This is a genomic window from Azospirillum sp. TSH64 (assembly GCF_003116035.1).
In the GTDB taxonomy this organism is placed as follows: domain Bacteria; phylum Pseudomonadota; class Alphaproteobacteria; order Azospirillales; family Azospirillaceae; genus Azospirillum.
On record NZ_LGQW01000015.1, the window covers coordinates 2,800,314 to 2,825,794 of the forward strand.

The window sequence follows — 25,481 nt, forward strand, 5'->3', positions numbered from 1 at the left end:
TTTGTGTGCAAGCGGAAGCATGACGCCGGCAACCTTTACCGTTTGTTAATTTCATGGATTTCTTTCAATGATTGAAACAAATTCGTTTCCTTACTAAGTGTCGACGACTGTGAAACTACATCCGATAACTTGCCGCCACTTGTTCCGCCTGCGTGATGAGCTGCGACGAGCCGCGGCTTTCACCAAAGAGAAGGGGCTGCTACCCTTATCGCCAAAGGACCCGGAAGAAGGGAGCCAGCCATCATGACGAACCGACTGTCCATCGCCCTCGCCCAGATCAATCCCGCCGCCGGCAACCTCGCCGCGAATGCCGATCGACTCCGCGCCGCAAGGGCTGAGGCCGCGGCGCGCGGCGCCGATCTGGTCGTCTGCCCCGCCGCCGGCCTGTCCGGTGCCCCGTTGCTGGATCTGGCCACACTTCCCGCCTTCCTCGACGCGGTGGAGGCAACGGTGCAGGCGCTGGCGGAGGAGACCGCCGACGGTGGACCGGCCTTGCTGGTCGGCGTGCCCTGGCGCGGGGAATCGGTGACTGGGGAGTTGGGGCGCAATGGATCGAAGCGTCACAATGCCGCGCTGTTGCTGGATGGCGGTAAGATTTCTGCGGTTCGTTTCCAGGCCGTAACGGACTTCGGCGAAATCGGTGGGCCGGAGGAGGATCGTTTCGATAGCGGTCTGATGCCGGGTCCGGTGAATGTTCGCGGGGTGCGGATCGGCCTGCTGGTCGGCGGCGACCTGGCCACCGGCGACGTTGCGGAAACGCTGGCGGAAAGCGGTGCCGAGCTGCTGGTGGCCATGCTGGCAAGTCCCTTCGCTCCCGGTCGCGCCGATGAGCGGGTCCAGGCCGCCGTCGCGCGGGTGGTGGAATGCGGCTTGCCGCTGGCCATCGTGAACCTCATCGGCGGGCAGGACGAGCGGGTGTTCGACGGCGGCAGCTTCGCGCTCGCTCCCGGCGGGCGGCTGGTCGCCCAGGCTCCGCTGTTCGCCGAACATCTTCTGCTGACCCGGTGGGAGCGCGGAGACGATGACGGTTGGGACAGTTCCGATGCCGAAACGATTGCTCCGGCCGAAGGAACTGAGGCGCTTTATGGCGCACTGGTGCTGGGTCTGCACGATGCCGTAACGAAATCCGGCGCGCCGGGAGCGGTGGTCGGTTTGACCGGCGGGCTGGACTCGGCGCTGGTCGCTGCCATTGCCGTCGATGCGCTGGGGCCGGAGCGGGTGCTGGCGGTCCGGGCACCGCTGCCGGGCAGTCCGGAGGCGGAGTTTGCCGGAACCCTGGCCGACAGCCTGGACGACGCGGCGGAGATCGTGGAGTTGTTGGGCTGCCGCCTCGACAATGTTGCGCTGGCGCCGCTGCTGAAGGCCGCCGACTCGCTGCTGGCACCCGCCTTTGCCGGCCGCGAACCGGCCGTGGCGGTCGACCGGATGCATTCCCGCCTGCGTGCCGCGACCCTGGCGGCGCTGGCGGAGCGGATGGGCGCCCTGCTGCTGTCGAGCGTCGACCGCACCGACCGCTTGCTCGGCCTTGCACCGGAAGAGACGGGGTTCGGCTATGCCGTGCTGGCCGACGTGCCGAAGACGGCGGTGCTGGAACTGGCGCGCTGGCGCAACGGCAACCAGCCGGCGGCTTCGCGCGGGCCGGCCGGGCTCGTGGTGCCGGAGCGGGTGCTGACACGCCGGATGAAGGCCGAAGCCCCGGCTGGGCTGCCGCCGGCGGAGGCATTGGACGATCTGCTGGCTGCTCTGATCGATGAGGGGCTGGCACCTGCCGGCCTCATGGCGCGCGGCCATGCCGCAGAGACGGTGATGGCGGTCTGGCGGCTGGTGGTTCAGGCGGAAGCGGGCCGTCGCAGGGCTCCGCCGGGTCCGCAGGTGTCGCGCCGGCCGGCGACGCGGCTGCGGCGCTTTCCGATTGCCGGCGGCTTCACCGATCTGCCGTAGAGCGGGCAGGGTGAAGGGAAGATCGGCGCTTCTTCACGCCCATCCCGATGTCATGCAGGCATCGTCCCCGCGGTCCAAAGTTTTTTTGTGGTAAGTCCCTGTCCTGCAGTACGGCAGGACAGGGAGCCATACGTCACGTAGCTTTGAATGACCGTAGAACAACCTTCGCCATTTCTTTCGACCTCGGTCAAAGGTTAAAGAGGTCGAATTCGGAGTTTACGCGGCTTCGGTCAGCGCCAACTGCGGGCGGCGCAGGCTGGACTGGATGGTGAAGGGCGCACGGACGCCGCCGTTGAACAGCTCGGCGCATTCCAGGGCCTTCAGCACGCGCTCTTCCGGCGGCTGGCCGACGGTGGAGGCGAGCGAACCCAACGCATAGTCCGATCCGCAGCCGATGGCGTGGTAGCCGCGCACCGCCTCGCCGACCTGATAGTCGGACTGCACGGTGAACAGACGGCCTTCAAGGCCGACCATAAAGGTACCGCCCGTCTCCACGTCGTTGGAGCGGTGGGCGTAGCCGCCGTCCTTCAGGCAGTTGCGGACGGCATCGACGAAGTCGACGACCATGTAGCGGAACAGGTCGGCGTCATGGTCGCGGGATGGGACCTCCAGCCGGTAATGCAGCAGTTGGCCCATGCGGAAGGAGCTGGTGAAGCCGATCAGGCTGTCGCCGTTGCGGAACACTTTGGTGTCGGCGCGGACGGTGATGTCCAGCCCGTTCACCCCGGCGCTGTCGCCGCCCATCCACACGCGATCGCCGTCCACCAATCCCACAATGCAGGTCATCGCCAACCCTCGCCTGATAAAAAGAAACCGAGGCAAAGGGTGTGGGAAGGCGGTTAATGAATTATTGCCCAGCTTTGTGACATTGGCCGTGACAAAGGAGGTATCGCTACCCCCTTCGTCGTGAACTCGTCTTCGTTACTTCACCAGATCGACCAGAGCCTTGACGGTATTTTCCGCCCCCTCGGCGATCTGGGCCAGTGTGGCGTCCAGCATGTAGCAGGGGGAGGTGACCACCTTCAGCCCCGGATCGACCACGATTTCGCCATGGGTGGTGGTGCGATGGACCGCCCCCATCGCTTCCAGGGCGGCGACGGTGCCGGGATCGTTGCCGACGGTCAGTTCCACCCCCTGCTGGCCCAGGATCTTGGCGAGGATGGCCGGCGCGATGCACAGCGCGCCGATCGGCTTGCCGGCCGCGCGCATGGCGGCGACGGCGGCCACCACCTGCGGGTTGACCGAGCAGTCGGCCCCCTTGAAGGCGAAGTCGCTGAGATTCTTGGCGGCACCGAATCCGCCGGGGAAGATCAGCGCATCGACGTCGCCGGCCGAGAACTCGCTGAGCGCGGTGATCTTGCCGCGGGCGATGCGGGCCGACTCGACCCGCACGTTGCGGCTCTCGCCGGTCTCCTGGCCGGTCAAATGGTTGACGACATGGGCCTGCGGAATGTCGGGAGCGTAGCATACGGCGACCGCCCCCACCCGGGCGATGGCCAGCAGGGTGCAGACCGCCTCGTGGATTTCCGTGCCGTCATACACGCCGCAGCCCGACAGCACGACGCCGATGCGCAAGCTCTTGTCCGCCATAGGATGTCTCCGAGATTGGATTTGCCGCCAAGCTAACGCAGCCCGTTTCCCGCGCCTACCGTGGCAACCGATGCAATGCCCGACCTGTTGCGCGGATGCATCGGTCGCGGACCGCTTTCGGAAGGCGCGCCGACCGTGCTAGGACTGCCCGCCTGTCCCGTCTGCAACCCGAGTCCTGCCATGTCCACCGCCGTCCGTTTCGCCCCCAGCCCGACCGGCCGCATCCATGTCGGCAATGTGCGGCTTGCCCTCGTCAACTGGCTGTTTGCGCGCAAGACCGGCGGAAGCTTCATGTTCCGGCTTGACGACACCGACGAGGAGCGCTCCACCCAGGAATTCGCCGACGCCATCGCGGCTGACCTCACTTGGCTGGGCCTGACCTGGGATCGTTTCGCCCGCGAAAGCGACCGCTATCCGCGCTATGACGAGGCGGCAGCCGCACTGAAGGCCGCCGGCCGGCTCTATCCCTGCTACGAGACGCCGGAGGAACTGAACCTCAAGCGCGCCAGTCTGGTGTCGCAGGGCCGTCCGCCGATCTACGACCGTGCGGCACTCCGCCTGACCGACGGGGACCGCGCCCGGCTGGAAGGGGAGGGGCGCAAGGCCCATTGGCGCTTCAAGCTGACCCCGACTCCGGTGGAATGGACCGACCTCGTCCGCGGGCCTGTGCGGTTCGAGGGCACGTCGCTGAGCGATCCGGTGCTGATCCGCGAGGATGGCCGGCCGCTCTACACCCTGACCAGCGTGGTCGATGACGCCGACTTCGCCATCACCCACATCATCCGCGGCGAGGACCATGTCGCCAACACCGCGGTGCAGATCCAGATTTTTGAAGCGCTCGGTGCGGCTGTTCCGACCTTCGCCCATCTGCCGCTGCTGACCGATGCCGGCGGGCAGGGGCTGTCGAAGCGGCTGGGCAGCCTGTCGGTCGGCAGCCTGCGCGACGAGGACGGCATCGAGCCGATGGCGGTCAACAGCCTGCTGGCGAAGCTCGGCACCTCCGACCCCATCGAGGCGCGGCTGACGCTGGACGAGCTGGTGGCGGAGTTCGACCTGTCGAAGATCGCCCGCGGCACGCCGAAGTTCGACCCCGAGGAGTTGGGCCGGCTGAACGCCCGCATCCTGCACCTGACGCCGTTCGAGGCGGTGGCCGCCCGGCTGGAGGCGCTGGGCCTGACCGGCGCCGACGCCGCTTTCTGGGACGCGGTGCGGCCAAATCTGGCGCGGCTGGGCGACGCGCAGGACTGGTGGGCGGTGACCCATGCGCCGGTGACGCCGCTGGTGGAGGATGCCGCTTTCCTGGCCCAGGCGGCGGCGCTGCTGCCCGACGGGCCGTGGGACCTCGGCACCTGGGGCGCCTGGACCAATGCGGTGAAGGGGGCGACGGGCCGCAAGGGCAAGGATCTCTTCCTTCCTCTGCGCCGCGCGCTGACCGGGCGCGACCATGGACCGGAATTGAAGAACCTGCTACCCCTGATCGGACGGGCGCGCAGCCTCCGGCGCTTGGCCGGCGAAACCGCCTGAAACACTATATTTTCTGGGAGTTCGGACCGTGCCGTTGGACCTCTACAACACGCTGACCCGCCGTAAGGAGCGCTTCGAGCCGCTTCGCCCGGACCATGTCGGCATGTATGTCTGTGGTCCGACCGTCTACGACACGGCCCATATCGGCAACGCCCGGCCGGTGGTGGTGTTCGACCTGCTGTTCCGGCTGCTGTCGCGGCTCTATCCGGCGGTGACCTATGTCCGCAACATCACCGATGTGGACGACAAGATCATCGACCGGGCGCGGGACAGCGGCGAACCGATCGACGCGCTGACCGCCCGCACCACCGATCTGTTCCATGCCGACATGGACGAGCTGAACGCGCTGCGCCCGACCATCGAGCCGCGGGCGACCCAGCATATCGGCCAGATGATCGCGCTGATCGCTACGCTGATCGAGCGCGGCAACGCCTATGCCGCGGAAGGGCATGTGCTGTTCTCCGTGCCGTCGATGCCGAGCTATGGCCAGCTGTCCCGCCGCTCGCTCGAGGACATGATCGCCGGCGCGCGGGTCGAGGTGGCGCCCTACAAGCGCGATGCCTCCGACTTCGTGCTGTGGAAGCCCAGCAGCCCCGACCAGCCCGGCTGGGACAGCCCCTGGGGCCGCGGCCGTCCGGGCTGGCACATCGAATGCTCCGCCATGGCGAAGGAGCATCTCGGCGCGACCTTCGACATCCATGGCGGCGGTCTGGACCTGATCTTCCCGCACCATGAGAACGAGATCGCGCAGAGCTGCTGCGCCAACGGCACCGACCGGCTGGCCCGCACCTGGGTCCACAACGGCTTCGTGACGGTCGAAGGCGAGAAGATGTCGAAGTCGCTCGGCAACTTCTTCACCGTCCACGATCTTCTGGACGAGTTCCCAGGCGAGGCGATCCGCCTGACCCTGCTGAGCGCGCATTACCGCCAGCCGCTGGATTTCACCCGCGAGGGCATCCGGCAGGCCAAGGGAGCGCTCGACCGCTGGTATCAGGCGCTGCGCGGCGAGCCGGCGGCGATTCCGGCCGAGCTGCCCTTCGACGTTCTGGCGGCACTGGAGGACGACCTGAACAGTCCGCTCGCCATCGCGCATCTGCACGAGCTGGCGACCGCGGTGAACAAGGCGAAGAGCGATGCCGAGAAGGCCGCGGCGAAGGGCGCGCTGCTGGCAGCCGGACAACAGCTCGGCCTGTTGCAGCAGGAGCCGGAGGCATGGTTCCGCTGGGCGCCGACCGGTGGGGGCGAAGGGCTGAGCGACGCCGAGGTCGAGCAGTTGATCGTCGACCGCAAGTCCGCCCGCGCGGCGAAGAACTTCGCCGAGGCCGACCGCATCCGCAAGGAACTGGCCGACAAGGGCATCGTCCTCGAAGACGGTCCGCAGGGTACGACCTGGAAGCGGGGATAATGCGCAGATCCGCCCTTTTCCGCTGCAGGAAAGGGCGGGCTGTCCGGCATTGTTTCCAAGGGAGCAACAAACCTTCGCCAAATCTGCGGATTATCCCGCGTGCCGATCCGGCCTAATCTTCTCCTCAGACAAAACGCGGCCCATCTGGCCCACCTGATCGAGGAGACCCTGACCATGATCGACACTCGCACCGCCCCCTATGCCGCCTTCCTGCTGCGTGTCGGCCTCGGCCTGCTGTTCCTGGCCCACGGCCTTGTGCTGAAGGTGCTGACCTTCACCATTCCCGGCACCGTCGGTTATTTCGAGAGCATCGGTTATCCCGGCGTCTTCGCCTATCTCGTGATACTGGGCGAGATCGGCGGCGGGTTGCTGCTGATTGCCGGCGCCTACACCCGCTGGATCGCGCTCGCCCTTCTGCCGATCATGATCGGAGCGACGCTCCAGCATGTCGGCAATGGCTGGGTGTTCAATGCGCAGGGTGGCGGTTGGGAGTTCCCGGCCTTCTGGACCGTCCTGCTGGTGGTGCAGTCGCTGCTGGGCGAGGGCGCCTTCGCCCTGAAGGTTCCGGCGCTGGGCGCCCAGGCCGACCGTCGCGAACTGGCCTGATCCGCAACCAAAACCGGTATTCGATGGCGGCGCGGAGCGGGGAGGGGGCAATTTGCCTCTTCCCCGTTCCGCGTCGCCGTCCCATTTGGTAGACAGGACGGAGACCAACCGGAGAGCCTGATGACCGTTTCGCCGAACGACCAGCACAAGACGGAGTCCTCCGGGGTCCTGAATTTGCTGGACGACCTGATCGCCAAGGCGCGTGCCGCCGGTGCGGATGCCGCCGATGCCGTGCTGTTCGACAGCGCATCCGTGTCCCTCGCCCACCGGCTGGGCAAGACCGAGAAGCTTGAGCGCTCCGAATCCGGCGATCTCGGCCTCAGGGTGTTCGTCGGCAAGCGGCAGGCCATCGTCTCCTCCACCGACCGCAGCGGCAAGGCGCTGGACGAACTGGTCGAGCGCGCCATCGCCATGGCCCGCGTGGTGCCGGAGGACGGCTTCGCCGGCATCGCCGATCCGGACCAACTGTCCCGCAGCTGGCCCGACCTCGACATCTGCGATGATGAGGAGCCGTCGGCGGAAACGCTGATCGAGCGGGCGCGAATCGCCGAAGAGGCGGCGCTGGCGGTCCAGGGCGTCACCAATTCCGAAGGGGGCGATGCCGGCTGGAGCCGCTCGACCATCGCGATTGCCGCCTCCAACGGCTTCGCCGGCAGCTATGGCGTATCGCGCCAGTCGCTGTCGGCCTCTGTCCTGGCCGGCACCGGCACCGGGATGGAGCGCGACTATGACTATGACAGCAAGGTCTATGGCGCCGACCTGCGCGATCCCGCCGAGATCGGCCGCGAGGCCGGCGAGCGTGCCGTCCGCCGCCTGAACCCGCGCCGGGTGAAGAGCTGCAAGGTGCCGGTGTTCTTCGACCCGCGGGTGTCGCGCGGCCTGCTCGGCCACCTGACCGGCGCCATCAGCGGCCCCAGCATCGCCCGCGGCACCAGCTTCCTGAAGGACAGGATGGGGCAGCAGATCTTCGCGTCCTCCATCACCATCGTCGACGACCCGCATGTGAAGCGCGGCCTGCGCTCCCGTCCCTTCGATGCCGAGGGCGTCGAAGTGTCTCGGCGCACGCTGATCGAGGACGGCGTGCTGACCACTTGGCTGCTCGACCTGCGCTCCGCCCGGCAGCTCGGCCTGACCACCACCGGCCACGCCGCCCGCGGCACCTCCGGCCCGCCCGGCCCGGCCCCCGCCAACGTCTACATGGCTGCCGGCAAGCGCAGCCGCGCCGACATGCTGGCGGAGATCAAGGACGGCTTCTACGTCACCGACCTGATGGGCATGGGCGTCAATGGCGTCACCGGCGATTACAGCCGTGGCGCCGGCGGGTTCTGGATCGAGAACGGCCAGATCACCTATCCCGTCAACGAGATCACCATCGCCGGCAACCTCAAGGACATGTTCCTGAACATGGAGGCGGCCGACGACCTGGAACTGCGCTTTGGCATGGATGCGCCGACCGTGCGCATCGACGGCATGACCATCGCCGGTATGTAGCCGTTGCTTAGGGCGGAGGCAGCTCCGCCCGTCTCTTCATCGTTTGGCATCGTTCTTGCGCAGACAGCGGGCAACCCAAAGCGGGTTCGCCCGCTTTTTGTGCTGCATTTCCGCCACTCTGCCTGTCCAAACGTCAGCCGCGCCCTTGCGCACATCTGCCTGATCTGTTAGCAATCTGCCGCTTTTTTGGGCGAAATGCTGAAGGTTTGTGCAAATGGATGCGGCAAAGACGGGTGGCGACGTCCTTTTCGTGCTGATGGGCGCGGTGATGGTGCTGGCGATGCATTGCGGCTTCGCCCTGCTGGAGGTCGGGACGGTCCGGCGCAAGAATCAGGTGAACGCGCTGGTGAAGATCCTGTCGGACTTCGCCATGTCGACCATCGCCTATTTCTTCGTCGGCTATGCCGTGGCCTACGGCATCGATTTCTTCGCCGACGCCCACACGCTGGTCGGCAAGGGAAGCGGCGGCTTCGCGGCCTATGGCTACGACCTCGTGAAGTTCTTCTTCCTGGCGACCTTCGCCGCCGCGGTGCCGGCCATCGTCTCGGGCGGCATCGCCGAGCGCGCCAGGTTCTGGCCGCAGGCCGGCGCCACGCTGGCGCTGATCGCGCTGTTCTACCCTCTGCTGGAAGGCACGGTCTGGGGCACTCGCTTCGGCCTGCAAAGCTGGATGGCCGCGACCTTCGGCCAGCCCTTCCACGACTTCGCTGGATCGGTGGTGGTGCATGCCTTCGGCGGCTGGGTGGCGCTGGGTGCAGTGCTGAATCTCGGCAACCGCCGCGGCCGTTACCGGCCCAACGGCTCGCTGATCGCCATTCCGCCGTCGAATATCCCTTTCCTGGCGCTGGGCGCCTGGGTGCTGTGCGTGGGCTGGTTCGGCTTCAACGTGATGAGCGCCCAGGTGCTGGACGGCGTGACGGGTCTGGTAGCGCTGAACTCGCTGATGGCGATGGTCGGCGGCATCGTCACCTCGCTGGTGATCAGCCGCACCGACCCCGGCTTCGTCCACAACGGCGCGCTGGCCGGTCTGGTGGCGGTCTGCGCCGGGTCCGACGTGATGCATCCGCTGGGCGCGCTGGTCACCGGCGGCATCGCCGGCCTGCTGTTCGTCTGGGCCTTCAACAAGTGCCAGATCGACTGGAAGATCGACGACGTGCTGGGCGTCTGGCCGCTGCACGGTCTGTGCGGCCTGACGGGCGGCCTGCTGGCCGGCATCTTCGGGCAGGAGGCATTGGGCGGCCTGGGCGGCGTGTCCATCCTCAGCCAGATCGTCGGTACGCTGGGCGGCGCCGGCTTCGGTCTGGCCTCGGGTCTGGCGGTCTACGGCCTGCTGCGCGTCACCGTCGGCATCCGCCTCGATCCCGAGCAGGAATACAAGGGCGCCGACCTGTCGTTGCACCACATCACCGCCTACCCGGAGGAGGACGCGCCCGGCATGTAATGCGCCGCGCACAACGCCGCCGCCCCTTGGGCGACTCTTGCTTTGCCGGGGCGGCGGCTTTAGTGTCCGGCGCGAACTCCTCCCCCTCACGACGCCGGATTTTGACCGCCCCATGAAGGCCGCCATCGTCGTTTTCCCCGGCTCCAACCGCGAACGCGACGCCGTCGCCGCGCTGGAGGCCGTCAGCGGGACCAAGCCGCATCTGGTCTGGCACCGCGACACCGAACTGCCCAAGGTCGACCTGATCGTCGTGCCCGGCGGCTTCTCCTATGGCGATTACCTGCGCTCCGGCGCCATGGCGGCGCATTCGCCGATCATGCGCGAGGTGAAGGCGCGGGCCGATCAGGGCGTGCGGGTGCTCGGCATCTGCAACGGCTTTCAGATCATCACCGAGGCCGGTCTGCTGCCTGGCGCGCTGATGCGCAACGGCGGACTGAAGTTCATTTGCCGCGTCCAGCATCTGCGGGTGGAGAACACCGACAGCCCCTTCACGGCAAAATACGCCAAGGGTCAGGTCGTGCGTTACCCGATCGCCCATGGCGACGGCAACTATTGGACCGACGCCGAAACGGTGAAGCGTCTGGACGGCGAGGGCCAAGTGGCCTTCCGCTACATCGCCGACGAGGCCCGCGCCGATCCGCGCGGCAATCCCAACGGTTCGGTCACGGACATCGCCGGCATCTTCAACGCCAAGCGCACCGTGCTCGGCCTGATGCCGCACCCCGAGGACGCGGTGGAGGCCCTGCACGGCAACACCGACGGCAAGCCCATGTTCGAAGGTCTGGTGGAGGCCCTGTCGTGAGCGCTGAAGCTACCAGGGCGCAGGAGCGTCCGGTCACCGTCGAACTCGCCAAGGAGTTCGGCCTGTCCGCCGAGGAGTACCAGAACGCCCTGGACATCCTGGGCCGCACCCCGACCTTCACCGAGATGGGCATCATCTCGGTCATGTGGTCGGAGCATTGCTCCTACAAGTCGTCGAAGGTTTGGCTGAAGACGTTGCCGACCACCGGCCCGCAGGTGATCTGCGGCCCCGGCGAGAATGCCGGCGTGGTCGACATCGGCGACGGCGACGCCGTCATCTTCAAGATGGAAAGCCACAACCACCCGTCCTACATTGAGCCCTTCCAGGGCGCGGCGACGGGCGTCGGCGGCATCCTGCGCGACGTGTTCACCATGGGCGCGCGCCCCATCGCCAACATGAACGCGCTGCGTTTCGGCTCGCCCGACCATTCCAAGACCCGCCATCTGGTGTCGGGCGTGGTCGCCGGCATCGCCCATTACGGCAATTGCGTCGGCGTGCCGACCGTGGGTGGCGAGACCAACTTCCACCCGGCCTTCAACGGCAACATCCTGGTCAATGCCATGACCGTGGGTGTCGCCAAGACCGACAGGATCTTCTATTCGGCCGCCGCCGGCATCGGCAACCCGGTCGTCTATGTCGGATCCAAGACCGGCCGCGACGGCATCCACGGCGCCACCATGGCGTCGGCCGAGTTCACCGAGGACTCGGAGGAGAAGCGCCCGACCGTGCAGGTCGGCGACCCCTTCACCGAGAAGCTGCTGATCGAGGCCTGCCTGGAGCTGATGGAGACGGACGCCATCGTCGCCATCCAGGACATGGGAGCCGCCGGCCTGACCTCGTCGTCGGTCGAGATGGCCGGCAAGGGCGGCCTGGGCATCGAACTGACGCTCGACACCCTGCCGATGCGCGAAGAGGCGATGACGCCCTATGAGATCATGCTCTCCGAAAGCCAGGAGCGCATGCTGATCATCCTGAAGCCCGGCCGCGAGGAGGTGGCGAAGGCCATCTTCGACAAGTGGGAGCTGGACTTCGCCGTCATCGGTCACCTGACCGACACCGGCAACCTCGTCATCAAGATGTATGGCGAGACCTGGTGCGACATGCCGATCGCCCCGGTGTCCAACGCCGCCCCGGAATACAACCGTCCGTGGGAGCCGACGCCGAAGGCTTCGGATGTCGCCGACAGCGTGTTCGACGGCTATTCCGAGGAACTGGGCGACACGCTGACCAAGCTGTTCGGCTGCCCCGATCTGGCCTCCAAGCGCTGGATCTGGGAGCAGTATGACAGCCTCGTCGGCGGCGACACCCGCTTCATGTCGGGTCAGGCCGACGCCGCGGTCGTCCGCGTGCCGGGCCAGACCAAGGCGGTCGCCATCACCACCGACTGCACCCCGCGCTACTGCCTCGCCGACCCGGTCGAGGGCGGCAAACAGGCCGTGGCCGAGGCGTGGCGCAACCTGTCGGCGGTGGGCGCCCTGCCGCTCGCCATCACCGACAACATGAACTTCGGCAACCCCGAGAAGCCGCGGATCATGGGCCAGTTCGTCGGCGCCGTTCAGGGCATCGGCGAGGCCTGCAAGGCGCTGGACTTCCCGGTCGTGTCGGGCAACGTCTCGCTCTACAACGAGACCAACGGCGAGGCCATCCTACCGACCCCGGCCATCGGCGGCGTCGGCATCATGCCGGACGCGATGATCGCCGTGGGCGTTGCCTTCAAAAATGAAGGCGACGTGATCCTCGCCGTGGGCGAGACGAAGGGCCACATCGGCCAGTCGATCTTCCTGCGCGAGATCCTCGGCCGCGAGGAGGGGGCACCCCCGCCGGTCGATCTGGCGGTTGAGCGTCGCAACGGCGACTTTGTCCGCGGACTGATCCACGAGGGTCTGGTGGTGTCGAGCCACGACGCGGCCGACGGCGGCCTGATCGTCACCATCGCCGAGATGGCGCTGGCCGGCGGCATCGGCGCCTATCTGACCGGCTTCGACGGGCAGCATGTCCGCGCGCTGTTCGGCGAGGACCAGGGCCGTTACGTCCTGGCCGTCCGTCCGGACGTCGCCGCGACGGTGCAGGAGAAGGCCAAGGCCGCCGGCGTTCCGGTCACCGTGCTGGGCGAAACCCGCGGCACGTCGCTGTCGGGCCGCGGCGGCGAGATCGTCTCGCTGAAGCGTCTGCGCGAGGCGAACGAAGGCTGGCTGCCGGCCTACATGTCTGCCGAGCTGTAAGACGGCCGGGTCGTAAGGAAAACGGCCAAGCCCGATCAAGGTGACTGATCGAGATCGACGGGGCTGCTTCATGCGAAGCGGCCCCGTTTCTTTTTCCGGCTGGGGAGCGGCAGGCGCCTTCCGCCGTTCATGCTCTGTCGTGTACAGACCGGAAAATCGCGTTAAACTCGCCGTTCCAAAGGGTCGGATCGGCATATGAGCGCGCCTGGAGGCGGGGAATGGGGTTTTCAGTCACCTTTTGGGGCGTGCGCGGCACCATTCCCTGCCCAATGGCCTCGCATCTGGGGTTCGGTGGCAACACCTCCTGCGTCGAAGTGCAGGCGGGCAAGCAGCGGATCATCATCGACGCCGGCACCGGGCTGCGGATGCTGGGGCGCAAGCTTCTGGCCGAAGGGGTGACCGGCGCCACGCTGCTGTTGAGCCACACCCATCTCGACCACATCAGCGGCTTTCCCTTCTTCGCGCCGGCCTACACCAAGGGTTTCGGTCTTCGCGTCATCTCCGGCCATCTCAACGGCGGTCCGGACATCGAATCGGTGATGGCGCGCCAGATGGAGCGGCCGCTGTTTCCGGTGCCGCTGCGCACCATGGGTGGCGATCTCAGCTTCCTCGAGGTGCCGCCCGGCCACAGCTTCAAGCTGGAGGGCGGGGTGCGCATCCACACCGCGGCGCTGAACCATCCCGACGGCGCCACCGGCTACCGGATCGAGTATCAGGGACGGTCGGTCGCCTATGTCACCGACACCGAACATGTGCCGGATCACCCCGACCGCAACATCCTGAACCTTGTCGACGGGGTGGATCTGCTGCTCTACGACTCGACCTACACCGATGAGGAATGGCGGCAGCGGATCGGCTGGGGCCACTCCACCTGGATGGAAGCGGTGCGGATTGCCCGCGCGGCCCATGTGAAGACGCTGGGCCTGTTCCACCACGATCCCGACCACGACGACGCGACGATGGAGCGGATCGAGGCGGCGGCCAAGGCAGAGTTCGCAAATTGCTTTGCCGCGCGCGAAGGAACCACCATTTCCCTCGACTGACATTCCCTGTGCATCGGGCATTATGACCGCAACCATCCTGATTCTGTTCGCCGCCACCTATCTGGGCATGGCGCTGGGCGGCTTTCCCGGCCTGCGCATCGACCGCACCGGCATCGCGCTGGTCGCAGCGATCCTGTTGCTGGCGACCGGGGCGCTGGATACCGCCGCCGCCGTGTCGGCCATCGACTTCCCGACGATCTTCATCCTGCTGGGTCTGATGATCCTGTCGGCGCAATATGCCGGCAGCGGCTTCTACGACTGGTGCGCGCTGAAGGTGGCGCAGGCGGCGAAGTCGCCGGCGCGGCTCCTTGCGGTGATCGTGTTGGTCGCCGGCGGGCTGTCGGCGGTGCTGGCGAACGACGTGGTCGTCTTCGCCATGACGCCGATGCTGTGCCTGGGCCTCCAGGCGCGCAAGCTGGACCCGCGGCCCTACCTGATCGGGCTGGCGGGCGCCGCCAACGCAGGATCTGCGGCGACGATGATCGGCAACCCGCAGAACATCCTGATCGGGCAGGTCGGGCATCTCGATTTCTGGCGCTTCCTGGCGATCTGCGGCGGACCGGCGCTGGCCGCCATGGCCATCGCCTATGCGACCGTCTGGCTGGTCTGGCGCGGCCGTTTCGGCATGCCCCAGGAAGGGCACGAGGGCGTCGTGCAGGCGGCGCCGAAGCTCGACCGCTGGCAGTTGGGCAAGGCGGTGGCGGCGACGCTCGTTCTGCTGATCCTGTTCACCCGCGACATCCCGCAGGAGCATGCGGTGCTGCTGATCGCCGGCATCATGATGGTGAGCCGCCGCATGGCCAGCCGCGACATGCTGGGTATGGTCGACTGGCACCTTCTGGTGCTGTTCGGCGCGCTCTTCGCGATCAACCATGCGCTGGGCCTGACCGGCATCCCGACGGCGCTGGTCAACGACCTGAGCGCGGCCGGATGGCTTCCCGACCGGCTGGCGGTGATGCTGCCGCTGTCGCTGGCCGGCAGCAACACCATCGGCAACGTTCCGGCGGTGATCCTGCTGCTGGCCGCTTGGCCGTCGCCGCCGGAAGGGGCGCTCTATGGGCTGGCGCTGCTGTCGACCCTCGCCGGCAACCTGCTGCTGCCGGGCAGCCTCGCCAACATCATCGTGGCGGAACGGGCGGCCGCGGCCGGCGTCAAGCTGGGGTTCGTCGAACATGCGCGCTGCGGCGTGCCGATGGCGCTGCTGTCGATGGCGGTGGCGGCGGTCTGGCTGTGGGCCGGCGGGTGGATGGGGCTGTGACGGACAGGCTGTGACCTGTGATCGGCGCGTGACTTTCGGAACCGCAAGCCCCTTCTGCCGGGTGCGACAAATGGGGTACTCTGTTCGGAGCGCCATTGTCGTGCGCCGGGGTGGGGGAGCGCTGTGGGTCTGGTCGGCCAATTCCTTGAATTTATCGAAAGTGCCCCGAACCAGTCGCTGCGATCGCTCAGCGATCGGGTGCTGCGCAAATGCCGCGAGCTGACCGGTGCCGAGGCCGGCACGGTCTTCATGCTGCGCGGGCAGGGACGACACCGGCATCTCGATGCTGTCAGCGTGCAGAACGACGTGATCCGCGCCAGGCCGACGCTGTTTTCGGTGCCGGTCAGCCAAGCCTCCATCGTCGGCTATGTCGCCGCGACCGGCGAGACGCTGCTGCTGGCGGATGCCTATGCCATTCCGGCGGACCGGCCCTACAGCTTCAACTCCGCCTTCGACCAGCGCACCGGCTTCCGCACCCGGTCCATCATGGCCTTCGCATTGAAGGGGTTCCGTGACCGGCCCATCGGCGTGGTGCAGTTGATCAACCGCCGCCCGCTGGAGGGGCCACCGGCCTTTCTGCCCGATCACGAGCAGATGATCGCCCCGGTCAATCACATCGTCGGGCGGGCGCTGGAACGCGCTGCAACGCTGGAGCGGCTGACCGAACGCAACCGCGCCCTGACCAAGGAGCGCCGCCGTGTCGCCGAACTCCAGGCGGAGACGGAGCGTGCCTTCATGGTGTCGGTCAATCTGCTGGCCCGCGCCGCCGAGGTGCATGACGAGGACACCGGCAACCACATCCTGAGGGTCAACGAATACTCTTACCTGCTGGCGACCTGGGCCGGCTGCAGCCGCGCTTTCTGCCGGGAGATCCGGTTTTCCGCCGCCCTGCACGATGTCGGCAAGATGAGCGTCGATCAGGCGGTCCTGCACAAGCGGGGCCGGCTCGACGAGCGCGAACTTGCCGAAATGCGGCGCCATCCGGTCTATGGCCACGACATCCTGGTCGCATCGGACCGGCTGAAGATGGCCGCCGAGATCGCGCTGTACCATCACGAGCAATGGGCCGGCACCGGCTATCCGTTCGGCCTGAAGGGCGAGGCAATCCCGCTCGCCGCCCGCATTGTCGCCATTGCCGACTGCTATGACGCGCTGCGCAGCGCCCGGCCCTACAAGCCGTCATTCAGCCATGAGAAGACGGTGGACATCCTGCTGAACGGTGACGACCGTCTGAATCCCAAGGTCCATTTCGATCCGCGCCTGCTGGCGCTGTTCGCCGCCCGCCATGCGGAGTTCGGCGATATCTGGGAGCGGCTGAAGGATCAGGAAATGCAGGATGCCTGAGGGCTGACGAAAGAGGGCCGGGGCGGGTGGTCAACGACCTCCCGCCCCGGCCCTGTCTCAGGCTCAACCGCGCTCAGGCGCGGGAGTCACTCGGCCGGGTTGGTCGCGGCGAGCGCGCGGCGGCGGACCCACCGGATGCTCTTGATCGCGAGCCACAGACCGCCGATGGCAAGACCGGTCAGCAGCAGGATCTTCGGTCCATCCTCACCGATGGCGGCGGCGGCCTCACCGAACAGGTAACCGGCGCCGGCGAAGCTCCAGGCCCAGATGCCGGCGGCGATGAAGTTCCAGAACAGGAAGCGCGACCACGGCATCCCCGAGGTGCCGATGGCGACCGACGCGATGTTGCGGACGCCGTAGAGGAAGCGGAAGACCAGGATGAAGGCGACGCCGTACTTCTCCAGCCAGCCCAGCACCCGGCAGGCGTGGGCATCGGCGGAGGGGAAACGGGCCAGCGCCTTCTTGCCCCAACGGCGGCCTAGCCAGAACCAGACCTGATCGCCCAGGAAACTGCCGACCCACACCGACCCGACCAGCCAGTAAAGATTGACGATACCGAGCTTGGCGCCCATCCCGCCAAAGATTACAAATGTTTCACCTTCAAAAAAGGCCCAGACAAAGGCCATCGGGTAAAAGGCGTTCCCCCATTCCTGCAACCACGAAATCCAGTCCAAAGCTCCCTCCGGGAGACGTCGCATGTGGGTTCGGCGTGCCCGGCGGCGCTTTGATACCGCTTTATTGTGCGATGCGGCATGTAAAGCGTGGGCTGGAAGGGATCATGACATAAAGCCGTGTGGTTTGTCTCGGAAACTTTATTGACGAAGGGACGCACCCGGCAGTGAGACTGGGGCAGTGAGACTGGCGTGTCAGAAATCCTCGCCCGAGAGCTCTCCCACCGCCTGCCGCGCGGCACGCAGCAGGGCGGGGTTCGGCTCCGTCGCACCTTCTCCGTCCTCGCAGTCGGTATCCCCCGAGTCGGGGGCGGCGCGGCGCTTCAGTTCGCGCGCCGCTTCGATCAGCAGATGGGCCAGCCGCTGATCGGGCAGCGCCTGCACCAGTGCCCGCAATTCCGCGTTGGACAGTGCTGCCGGGTCGAAGGCCGGCGGGGGAGGCGGCGGGGCCGGGGGGGCGAGCGGCAGGGTCGCGACGCTCGCCGCCATCGCCGCCGTCCGGGGCAGCGGTGCGGCTTCCCGCACCACGTCCACGGCGACTTGGGCGGCCATGGTCGAGGGGGCGGCACCCGTCGCGGAAGCCCGCGCCCGGCGCGGCTTGCGCGCCGGCTCGCTTTCCGGCAGGTCGTCGAACAATAGCCGTTGGACGCTCATCGCTGCAGATGCCCCCTGCGCTCCATCGATGCCGCCAGCGCTGCGGCAGCCAATCCCGTTCACTCGCAGTTTGCGATGTGTTCTCTTTTCATTCTAGAAATCGCGGTCAGTTTGTCGAGTGGATTCTGTCGGTCTATGGCTGCAGGGCATCCTGGACAGCCACCGCTTCCAGGAATCGCTCGGGCCGCAGCACGCGCGTGGTGCCGGCGTGGCGCACCGACAGGAGCTGACGGTCGACCGTCACCAGCCAGGGAGCCGAGCCGCCGACGGCGGCGGCCAGGAACATGTCGTCCTCCGGATCGCGGCACAGCCGACCGACCGCGGCCGGTGCGACCAGGGTCATCTCCTCGGCGATCCGATCCAGAAAAGCGCGGCGGTCGATCGCGGCGGCGTAGCGGTCGAAGGTTGGGCGCATCAGCACCTCCCGCAGTTCCGCCAGCGTTTCGCTGCTGCCGACGAGGCCGCGGTCGGCACGCACCCGCTCCACGCACCGGCGGATCGCATCGTGGCGCCGGGCAGCAGCACGTCCCAGCAGCGCATAGGCCACCAGGATGTTGGTGTCGAGCACGGCCCGGACGGGAGAGCGGGTGGCGGAGCCAAGCATGTCGGGGACGGCTTTGTCGGGACTGAGCATTGATATATTGCAGGGCTGTGTCGGTTGAAGTTGTCGGGCCTGATATGAGGCGTCTGTTGTGGGCAGGAACGCTTTGCGGTAATAAGCCGGTAAGGTGTGAACGGACTCTTTAGGACGGAAGTATCGGCATGACCAGCATCCTCGTCGTCGACGACAGCCGACTTGCGCGCAACATGGTTTCCAGCGTTATCGCCTCCTTGCGGCCCGACTGGACCATCGTCACCGCGGCGAGCGGCGAGGAGGGGCTGGAGATCGTCGGCGAGGCGCCGCCGGTCGCTGCCATCGTCGATTACAACATGCCGGGCATGGACGGGCTTGTTCTCGCCGAACGGCTGAAGGAGCGTTTCGTCGGCCTGCCGATTGGGCTGCTGACCGCCAACGTCCAGGACACGCTGAGGCGCAAGGCCGAGGCGCTGGGCGTCCGCTTCATCGCCAAGCCGATCACTTCGGACAAGATCCGCGACTTCCTCGCCGCGGCCGGGCAGTGATGGCGATGGGACAGCCCGGATCGGTTCCATCGGCGGAAGACCCGCTCCGTCTCGACGCCGACGAGGCTGACGCCATCGCCGAACTGTTCAACATCGGCATGGGCGAGCCCGCCGCCGCCCTCAGCTCCATGCTGGGGGAGGAGGTGCATCTGTCAGTGCCGTCCTTCGCAGTCTCGACCCGTGCCCGCATCACCAGCGAGGTCGGCGACGAGTTGGATGGCGACCAGCCGGTCTGTGCGGTGCGCGGCGCCTTCACCGGCCCCTTCACCGGCGAAGCGATGCTGATCTTTCCCGAGCGCGGCACGCTGGCCCTGGTCGGCCGCCTCGTCCCCGTCGATCCCGCCGCCGAGGCGCCGGGCGAGATGGAGCAGGACGCGCTGACCGAGATCGGCAACATCATCCTGAACGGCTGCCTCGCCAGCCTGTCCAACCTGATCGGCGGCGAGCTGTTGGGGGCGGTTCCGGGCTATGGCGCCGGCGCACCGGCGGCGGTCATCGGGTCCGGCACCGATCCGGTGCTGTTCGTGCGCATCGACATGGCGCTGGCGGCTGGCGATGCCAGCGGCCACGCGCTGTTCCTGCTGGACATCGCATCGCTCGATGCCTTCCGCGAGGCGATCCGGCGGGCTTTGGCGGGGCTGTAAAAAATGGGGGGCGTGAACGCCCCCCAACGCATCATCCTTCGATCTTCGAGAAGTCGGCCACCGCGTTCAGCGTCGTGCGGATCTGCGTCAGCAGGCGCAGGCGGTTGGCGCGCAGGTCCTTGTCCTCCGCGTTCACCGTGACCTTGTCGAAGAAGGCGTCCACCGGGCCGCGCAGCTTCGCCAGCGCCGCCATGGTGCCGGTGAAATCCTCCGCGTCAAGCAGCGGCTTGGCGGTGGCCGAGGCCTCGTTCAGCGCCGCGAACAGCGCCTTTTCCTCGTCCTGGGCCAGACGGTCGGCATCGACCGGCTGGTCGAAGCTCGCACCGTCCTTCTTCTCCTCGATGCGGACGATGTTGGAGGCGCGCTTGTAGGCCGCTGCCAAGTTGGCACCCTCGTCGGAGCCGACGAAGGCCTGGAGAGCCTTCACACGGGCCAGCAGCCGGACCAGGTCGTCCTCGCCACCGAGCGCGAATACCGCATCCACCAGATCGTGGCGGACGCCCTGCTCGCGCAGCACCACCTTCAGGCGGTCGGCGAAGAAGGACATCAGGTCACCGCCGACGCTGCCGGCCGGGGCGAGGCCGCTGACCTTGTAGGCGCCATGGGCCGCCGCGAAGATCTCGCCCAACTTCACCCGCAGCCCGTTCTCCAGCACCAGCCGGATCACGCCCAGCGCGGCACGGCGCAGCGCGTAGGGGTCCTTCGAGCCCGTCGGCTTCTCGTCGATGGCGAAGAAGCCGACCAGAGTGTCGATCTTGTCCGCGAGCGCCACCGAAACCGAAACCGGCGCGGTCGGGCAGTTGTCCGACGGACCCAGCGGCTTGTAATGGTCGGCGATGGCGTTGGCGACGTCGGCGCTCTCGCCCTGGCCGAGCGCGTAGTAGCGGCCCATGATCCCCTGGACCTCGGGGAACTCGCCGACCACCTCGGTCACCAGATCGGCCTTGCATAGCAGCGCGGCGCGGCTGGCGGCGTCGCTGTCGGCGCCGATGGCGCGGGCGATCTCGGCGGCCAGCAGCTGCACGCGGGTGACCTTCTCGGCCACCGTGCCCAGCTTGGCGTGGAAGGTGATCTTCTCCAGCGCCGGGACGCGGGCTTCCAGCTTGGTCTTGCGGTCTTGGTCCCAGAAGAACTTGGCATCGGACAGGCGGGCGCGCAGCACGCGCTCGTTGCCGGCAACCACGGCCTTGCCGCCGTCCAGCGTCTCGGTGTTCGCCACGACGATGAAGCGCGGGGCCATCCGGCCCTCGGCGTCCAGCACGGCGAAATACTTCTGGTGGGTGCGCATGGAGGTGATGAGAACCTCCGACGGCACGTCCATGAAGCTCTCGTCGATGCTGCCCATCAGCACGACCGGCCATTCGACGAGGCCGGCGACCTCTTCCAGCAGCGCGTCGTCGGGCGACAGGGTCAGGCACTGCGCGGTGGCCAACGCCTCGGCATCGGCCTTGATCTTGGCCTTGCGCTCCTCGCGGCCGAGCACGACCTTGGCGGCGCGCAGCTTCTCCCGGTAATCGGCGAAGCTCTCCACCGTAAAGGCATCCGGCGCCAGGAAGCGGTGGCCGCGGGTGCTGTTGCCGAAGGCGATGCGGCCCTGGGTGCCGCCGATGTCATAGCCGCCGTCGAGCACGCGTCCGCCGAACAGGGCGATGATCGAGTGCAGCGGGCGGACCCAGCGCACGGTGCCCGTGCCCCAGCGCATCGACTTCGGCCAGGGCAGTTCGGCCATGGCGGCAGGAATGATCTCCGCCAGCACCTCGGCGGTCTCGCGACCCTTCTTCTCGGCCACCGCGAAATAGAACACGCCCTTGCCGGTGTCGCGCTGCTCGCACTGGTCGAGGCTGTCGAGACCGGCCGACTTCAGGAAGCCGGCGACCGCCTGCTCCGGTGAGCCGACGCGCGGACCCTTCTTCTCCTCGCGCACGTCGGCGGTGCGCTCCGGCAGCCCGTCGACCACCAGCGCCAGACGGCGCGGGGTGGAATGGGCATCGGCGGCCGTGAAGGTCAGGCCGTTCGCCGCCAGCTTGTCGGTGACGAGGCGCTTCAGGTCGTCGGCGGCCCGCGCCTGCATGCGGGCGGGGATTTCTTCGGAGAAGAATTCGATCAGGAGTTCGGTCATGTTTTTACTTCGCCCCCGTCCAGGCTTCGCAGCAGGCCTTGGCCAGCGTGCGCACGCGGCCGATATAGGCTGCGCGCTCGACAACGCTGATCACGCCGCGGGCGTCCAGCAGGTTGAACAGATGCGATGCCTTGATGCACTGGTCATAGGCGGGCAGCGCAAGATTCTGCGCCACCAGCGCCTGGCATTCGGCCTCGGCGTCCTTGAAATGCTGGAGCAGCATGTCGGTGTTGGCGAACTCGAAATTATGCTTCGAGTATTCGATCTCGGCGCGCTTGAACACGTCGCCGTACTTCACGCCCTGGCCGTTGAAGTCCAGGTCGTAGACATTCTCCACGCCTTGCACATACATGGCGAGGCGCTCCAGCCCATAGGTCAGCTCGACGGCGACGGGGTCGCATTCGATGCCGCCGACCTGCTGGAAATAGGTGTACTGCGTCACTTCCATGCCGTCGCACCACACTTCCCAGCCCAGGCCCCAGGCGCCCAGCGTCGGGCTTTCCCAGTCGTCCTCGACGAAGCGGATGTCGTGCAGCGCCGGGTCGATGCCGATGGCGCGCAGGCTGTCCAGGTAAAGCTCCTGCGCGTTGGCCGGCGAGGGCTTCATGATGACCTGGTACTGGTAATAATGCTGCAGGCGGTTTGGGTTCTCGCCATAGCGGCCGTCCTTGGGGCGGCGCGACGGCTGGACATAGGCCGCCTTCCAGGAATCGGGACCCAACGCGCGCAGCGTGGTGGCGGGGTGGAAGGTGCCGGCGCCGACCTCCATGTCGTAGGGCTGCAGGATGACGCAACCCTGCTCCGACCAGAACTGGTGGAGCTTGAGGATCAGGGCCTGGAACGACAGGCCGCGGCGGTCGGCGGAAGTTCCGCCGTCGGAAGTCCCGATCTGGGAGGCCATGGACGGTCCACAATAGAAATGTTGAAAACGCGCCGCACGATAGGCGGGCGCCTTCGTCAAATCAAGCCGCAGCGCGGCAGATCGCGCCGCCGCGGCATCGTATCGGGGGAGGGCGGGAGGCGATTGCCCCGTCGGCAACCGTGTCAGCGGCCGTAGGGACAGGCCGGGCGGCCGCAGGACACCGCGGAGCGCGGGGCGACATAGGCGCCGCATTCCGGGCATTTCTCCATGTCCTCCGCCTCCATGGCCGGGACGGGCGCGCCGGTACTGCGCGCGGACGCGCCACCGGCCGTGCCGTCGCGCCGTCCGTGCGGAGGGGGGGCGTCCTGGCGACGGGCGGCGTTGCGGGCGCGGCCGATCTCCTGCACGCGGTTGACCCAGCGCCAGCCGAACCAGACCGCGCCGATCACCAGCGCAAGAAGGATAATCTTGGACAAGGACATCATCGCCGGCAACCCGTCTGATCTCCCGCGCATTCAGCCCGCAGGTGACGGGAAGTCAAGGAAATAGACGGGGGAGTGGGGGGTGGCGGGACCGCCGCGAGAGCGTGCGGCGGTCCTGCGATAGCGACAGGCTTACTTGGCGGCGACGGCCGGGCGCCAGTTGTAGACCGGGACGACGCCATAGGTGCGGGTCATGTCGGCCTGCCGCACGCTGCGCACCAGAACCTCCGTCCCGGTGGCGACGCGGATGTCGGTGCCGAGCAGTCCGCAATCCTCCGGCACGATGTTGATGCACTGGGTGGCGTCGACCCGGCTCAGCACGATGTCGAAGGGCAGGCCGTTCACGGCATAGACGCCGAGCAGGCCGGGGGCGGAGGTCGCCGTGCGCAGGGTCACCACGCCGGCCGGCAGCGCGCGGTCGCTGGCCGCGGTCGGACGCTGATTGTGGCTTTCGTCCCAAACGGGCTTGCCCGAGGAATCCAGCTTGGACTGGGCTGCGGCGCCGCCGCTGAAACCGGAGAGGGCCAGGGTCGCGCCGCTCACCGCCGCCAGGGCCAGAATCGCCATCCGAAACCGCGACATCGTTATGCTCCGTACTAGTGTCTGTTCTTTTTGTCCGCCCAGGCCGCATGGAACGGCCGGGCATCGCCCCATTATATGGGATCCGATCAGCGGCGTCGCTCTAGCCCAGAAAGCCTACTGTGTTCGGTCAAGGTCATGCTGTGCAGTGGTGGTGCCGACAGTTCGCTCTGGACGCAGGTTCGATGCTTGTGAATGATGTTTCTTGTATCCGTTGCCGAACGGGTTTCGATAAATACGCTTCGGTTGTGAAGTTTTCGCCCCGATCTTTCCCTCGGGCGGTGTGTAGGAGGGTTCTCGCGGCATGGCTGCGCTTTTTGCTGATGATCGAGGCGGCGCGATGATGGTCCCCAGGGATGAACCGATGCTGGAAACCGCTCGCCTGATCCTGCGGCCGACCCGGGCGGAAGATTTCGATGACTGGGCGGCGATGATGGCAAATCCGGAGGGAACCGAGTTCATCGGTGGCGTGCAGTCGCGTCCGGTGGCCTGGCGCGGTTTCCTGTCGATGGCGGGTGCGTGGTCGATCCAGGGCTTCGCCATGTTCTCCGTCATCGAGAAGGAAACCGGCCGCTGGGTCGGCCGCGTTGGGCCGTGGGTGCCGGATGGCTGGCCGGGGCCGGAGATCGGCTGGGCGATCATGCCGGATCGCTGGGGCCGGGGCTATGCGGTCGAGAGCGCTGCCGCAGCCATCGACTGGGTGTTCGACCATCTCGGCTGGACCGAAGTCATTCACACCATCCATCCCCGCAACACGGCCTCGCAGGCGGTGGCGCTCAAACTGGGGGCGGAGGTGCGTGGGACAACCTTACTGCCCGAACCGGTCAACCCGCCGGAGGCGGATGTCTGGCACCAGACACGCGAGGAATGGCGCGCAAGGCGTCGTATTGCGGAGGGCGTATTGCTCTAATGCCATGCGACCTACCTTGCCGGTGTCGGGAGCGGCGGTGCCGGACTTAAAATTTCCGCGGCAATCGCCGATTCTTGTGCATTTTCACTAGAATTTTTGCGGATTGCCTATGCTATTGGTTTAGCCGTTGCATTCCATTCGCAGCAATCCTATTGGCTGACCGATTGCAGGAGGGGCCCGTAAATGGCCAAGGAACAGGCACTCGCCCTCATTAAGCGCCTCGCCACCGACGGCGAATTCCGTAATCAGCTGAACGCCCTCGATATTCAGGGCAAGCAAGCCCTGCTGGCACAGAGCGGGTTCGGCGGTGTCCTTCCCGACCATGTCCACAGCGCCGCTGCCGACGCCTTCAACTCCCTGACCGGCAAAGAGAGCGGTCTGGACAGCGCCGTGGCGGTCGAGTCGATTGCGACTGCCGCCTCGGCTTCGGCGACGTCGGCTTCCGCCACCTCCGCTTCTGCCACTTCGGCCTCTGCGACCTCCGCCTCCGCCACTTCGGCCTCTGCGACCTCCGCCTCGGCCACGTCGGCTTCCGCCACCTCTGCGTCGGCATCTCCGGGGCCCGCCTTCTCCGCCTCCGCGCAGTCGGCATCCGCCTCCGCTTCGGCTGCTTCGGCCTCGGCGACCTCCGCGTCGGCGACCTCCGCCGCTGCGCAGTCTGCGTCGGCTGTCCCGGCTCCGGCCTTCTCGGCGGTCGCCGCCCCGGCATCGGCGTTCTCGGCTGCCGCGCAGTCTGCGTCGGCTGTTCCGGCCCCGGCCTTCTCGGCGGTC

Annotated in this window: 24 protein-coding genes; 14 read left to right on the top strand and 10 right to left on the bottom strand. The window is 67.1% G+C overall.

What is annotated here, in order from left to right; genetic code table 11:
* Positions 1-243: 243 nt before the first annotated feature.
* Positions 244-1,941 (top strand): NAD(+) synthase, encoded by a 1,698-nt coding sequence (gene nadE, locus TSH64_RS14235; protein WP_109445796.1) that lies wholly within the window; start codon positions 244-246, stop codon positions 1,939-1,941.
* Between the two features lie 216 nt (positions 1,942-2,157).
* On the opposite strand, the gene TSH64_RS14240 is transcribed toward nadE, so the two are convergent.
* A complete protein-coding gene (locus TSH64_RS14240) occupies positions 2,158-2,727 on the bottom strand; it encodes a hypothetical protein (protein WP_109445798.1) in 570 nt (189 codons plus the stop codon).
* 135 nt (positions 2,728-2,862) lie between these two features.
* Complete coding sequence (gene elbB / locus TSH64_RS14245; protein ID WP_109445800.1) at positions 2,863-3,531, bottom strand: isoprenoid biosynthesis glyoxalase ElbB; 669 nt, start codon at positions 3,529-3,531, stop codon at positions 2,863-2,865.
* A gap of 180 nt (positions 3,532-3,711) precedes the next feature.
* Between elbB and gltX the strand changes: the two genes are divergently transcribed.
* The 10 genes from gltX to TSH64_RS14295 all read left to right on the top strand — a co-directional run bounded on the left by gltX (position 3,712) and on the right by TSH64_RS14295 (position 16,667).
* The gene (gene gltX / locus TSH64_RS14250; protein WP_109445802.1) at positions 3,712-5,055 is read left to right on the top strand and encodes a glutamate--tRNA ligase; all 1,344 of its coding nucleotides are present in this window, start codon (positions 3,712-3,714) and stop codon (positions 5,053-5,055) included.
* A gap of 28 nt (positions 5,056-5,083) precedes the next feature.
* Complete coding sequence (gene cysS / locus TSH64_RS14255) at positions 5,084-6,460, top strand: cysteine--tRNA ligase (RefSeq protein ID WP_109445804.1); 1,377 nt, start codon at positions 5,084-5,086, stop codon at positions 6,458-6,460.
* A gap of 174 nt (positions 6,461-6,634) precedes the next feature.
* The gene (locus TSH64_RS14260; protein ID WP_109452658.1) at positions 6,635-7,066 is read left to right on the top strand and encodes a DoxX family protein; all 432 of its coding nucleotides are present in this window, start codon (positions 6,635-6,637) and stop codon (positions 7,064-7,066) included.
* A 120-nt stretch (positions 7,067-7,186) separates the two neighbouring features.
* Positions 7,187-8,557 carry a metallopeptidase TldD-related protein gene (locus TSH64_RS14265; RefSeq protein ID WP_109445806.1) on the top strand — a complete coding sequence of 457 codons (1,371 nt, stop codon included), beginning with the start codon at positions 7,187-7,189 and terminating at the stop codon, positions 8,555-8,557.
* Positions 8,558-8,771: 214 nt separating this feature from the next.
* Positions 8,772-9,998 carry an ammonium transporter gene (locus TSH64_RS14270; protein WP_109445808.1) on the top strand — a complete coding sequence of 409 codons (1,227 nt, stop codon included), beginning with the start codon at positions 8,772-8,774 and terminating at the stop codon, positions 9,996-9,998.
* A gap of 112 nt (positions 9,999-10,110) precedes the next feature.
* Entirely contained in the window at positions 10,111-10,800 is a 690-nt protein-coding gene (gene purQ, locus TSH64_RS14275) for a phosphoribosylformylglycinamidine synthase subunit PurQ (protein ID WP_098739252.1), read from the top strand.
* Positions 10,797-13,022: a phosphoribosylformylglycinamidine synthase subunit PurL gene (purL, locus tag TSH64_RS14280; protein WP_109445810.1), complete on the top strand. Its 2,226-nt coding sequence runs from the start codon at positions 10,797-10,799 to the stop codon at positions 13,020-13,022. The genes purQ and purL overlap by 4 nt, the downstream gene beginning before the upstream one ends.
* Positions 13,023-13,240: 218 nt before the next feature.
* The gene (locus TSH64_RS14285; protein ID WP_109445812.1) at positions 13,241-14,065 is read left to right on the top strand and encodes an MBL fold metallo-hydrolase; all 825 of its coding nucleotides are present in this window, start codon (positions 13,241-13,243) and stop codon (positions 14,063-14,065) included.
* A gap of 22 nt (positions 14,066-14,087) precedes the next feature.
* Entirely contained in the window at positions 14,088-15,323 is a 1,236-nt protein-coding gene (locus TSH64_RS14290; protein ID WP_109445814.1) for an SLC13 family permease, read from the top strand.
* A gap of 123 nt (positions 15,324-15,446) precedes the next feature.
* Positions 15,447-16,667 carry an HD domain-containing phosphohydrolase gene (locus tag TSH64_RS14295; RefSeq protein ID WP_282188106.1) on the top strand — a complete coding sequence of 407 codons (1,221 nt, stop codon included), beginning with the start codon at positions 15,447-15,449 and terminating at the stop codon, positions 16,665-16,667.
* Between the two features lie 86 nt (positions 16,668-16,753).
* Here TSH64_RS14295 and TSH64_RS14300 read toward each other — a convergent pair whose 3' ends face one another.
* From TSH64_RS14300 to TSH64_RS14310, 3 genes are all read right to left on the bottom strand, one after another.
* Positions 16,754-17,239 (bottom strand): DedA family protein, encoded by a 486-nt coding sequence (locus TSH64_RS14300; RefSeq protein ID WP_244592742.1) that lies wholly within the window; start codon positions 17,237-17,239, stop codon positions 16,754-16,756.
* 294 nt (positions 17,240-17,533) lie between these two features.
* Positions 17,534-17,992, bottom strand: a complete 459-nt coding sequence (locus TSH64_RS14305) for a hypothetical protein (RefSeq protein WP_109445816.1) — start codon at positions 17,990-17,992, stop codon at positions 17,534-17,536.
* A 133-nt stretch (positions 17,993-18,125) separates the two neighbouring features.
* Positions 18,126-18,626 (bottom strand): putative toxin-antitoxin system toxin component, PIN family, encoded by a 501-nt coding sequence (locus TSH64_RS14310; protein ID WP_109445818.1) that lies wholly within the window; start codon positions 18,624-18,626, stop codon positions 18,126-18,128.
* 128 nt (positions 18,627-18,754) lie between these two features.
* On the opposite strand from TSH64_RS14310, the gene TSH64_RS14315 reads away from it, so the two are divergent.
* Positions 18,755-19,114, top strand: coding sequence for a response regulator (locus TSH64_RS14315; RefSeq protein ID WP_109445820.1), 360 nt, complete (start codon positions 18,755-18,757; stop codon positions 19,112-19,114).
* Between the two features lie 5 nt (positions 19,115-19,119).
* Positions 19,120-19,758, top strand: a complete 639-nt coding sequence (locus TSH64_RS14320) for a chemotaxis protein (RefSeq protein ID WP_109452662.1) — start codon at positions 19,120-19,122, stop codon at positions 19,756-19,758.
* A 31-nt stretch (positions 19,759-19,789) separates the two neighbouring features.
* Here the strand turns inward: TSH64_RS14320 and glyS are convergent, their stop codons facing one another.
* From glyS to TSH64_RS14340, 4 genes are all read right to left on the bottom strand, one after another.
* Positions 19,790-21,877, bottom strand: coding sequence for a glycine--tRNA ligase subunit beta (glyS, locus tag TSH64_RS14325; RefSeq protein WP_109445822.1), 2,088 nt, complete (start codon positions 21,875-21,877; stop codon positions 19,790-19,792).
* A 4-nt stretch (positions 21,878-21,881) separates the two neighbouring features.
* Positions 21,882-22,778: a glycine--tRNA ligase subunit alpha gene (locus tag TSH64_RS14330; protein WP_109445824.1), complete on the bottom strand. Its 897-nt coding sequence runs from the start codon at positions 22,776-22,778 to the stop codon at positions 21,882-21,884.
* Between the two features lie 143 nt (positions 22,779-22,921).
* Positions 22,922-23,221, bottom strand: a complete 300-nt coding sequence (locus TSH64_RS14335) for a hypothetical protein (RefSeq protein WP_247873374.1) — start codon at positions 23,219-23,221, stop codon at positions 22,922-22,924.
* A 132-nt stretch (positions 23,222-23,353) separates the two neighbouring features.
* Positions 23,354-23,803, bottom strand: a complete 450-nt coding sequence (locus TSH64_RS14340; protein WP_109445826.1) for a hypothetical protein — start codon at positions 23,801-23,803, stop codon at positions 23,354-23,356.
* 301 nt (positions 23,804-24,104) lie between these two features.
* Here TSH64_RS14340 and TSH64_RS14345 point away from each other — a divergent pair, with 301 nt between their 5' ends.
* Positions 24,105-24,710: a GNAT family N-acetyltransferase gene (locus TSH64_RS14345; protein ID WP_247872938.1), complete on the top strand. Its 606-nt coding sequence runs from the start codon at positions 24,105-24,107 to the stop codon at positions 24,708-24,710.
* A gap of 266 nt (positions 24,711-24,976) precedes the next feature.
* On the opposite strand, the gene TSH64_RS35640 is transcribed toward TSH64_RS14345, so the two are convergent.
* On the bottom strand, positions 24,977-25,481 hold a 505-nt coding region (locus TSH64_RS35640), incomplete at its 5' end, for a hypothetical protein (protein ID WP_199237558.1).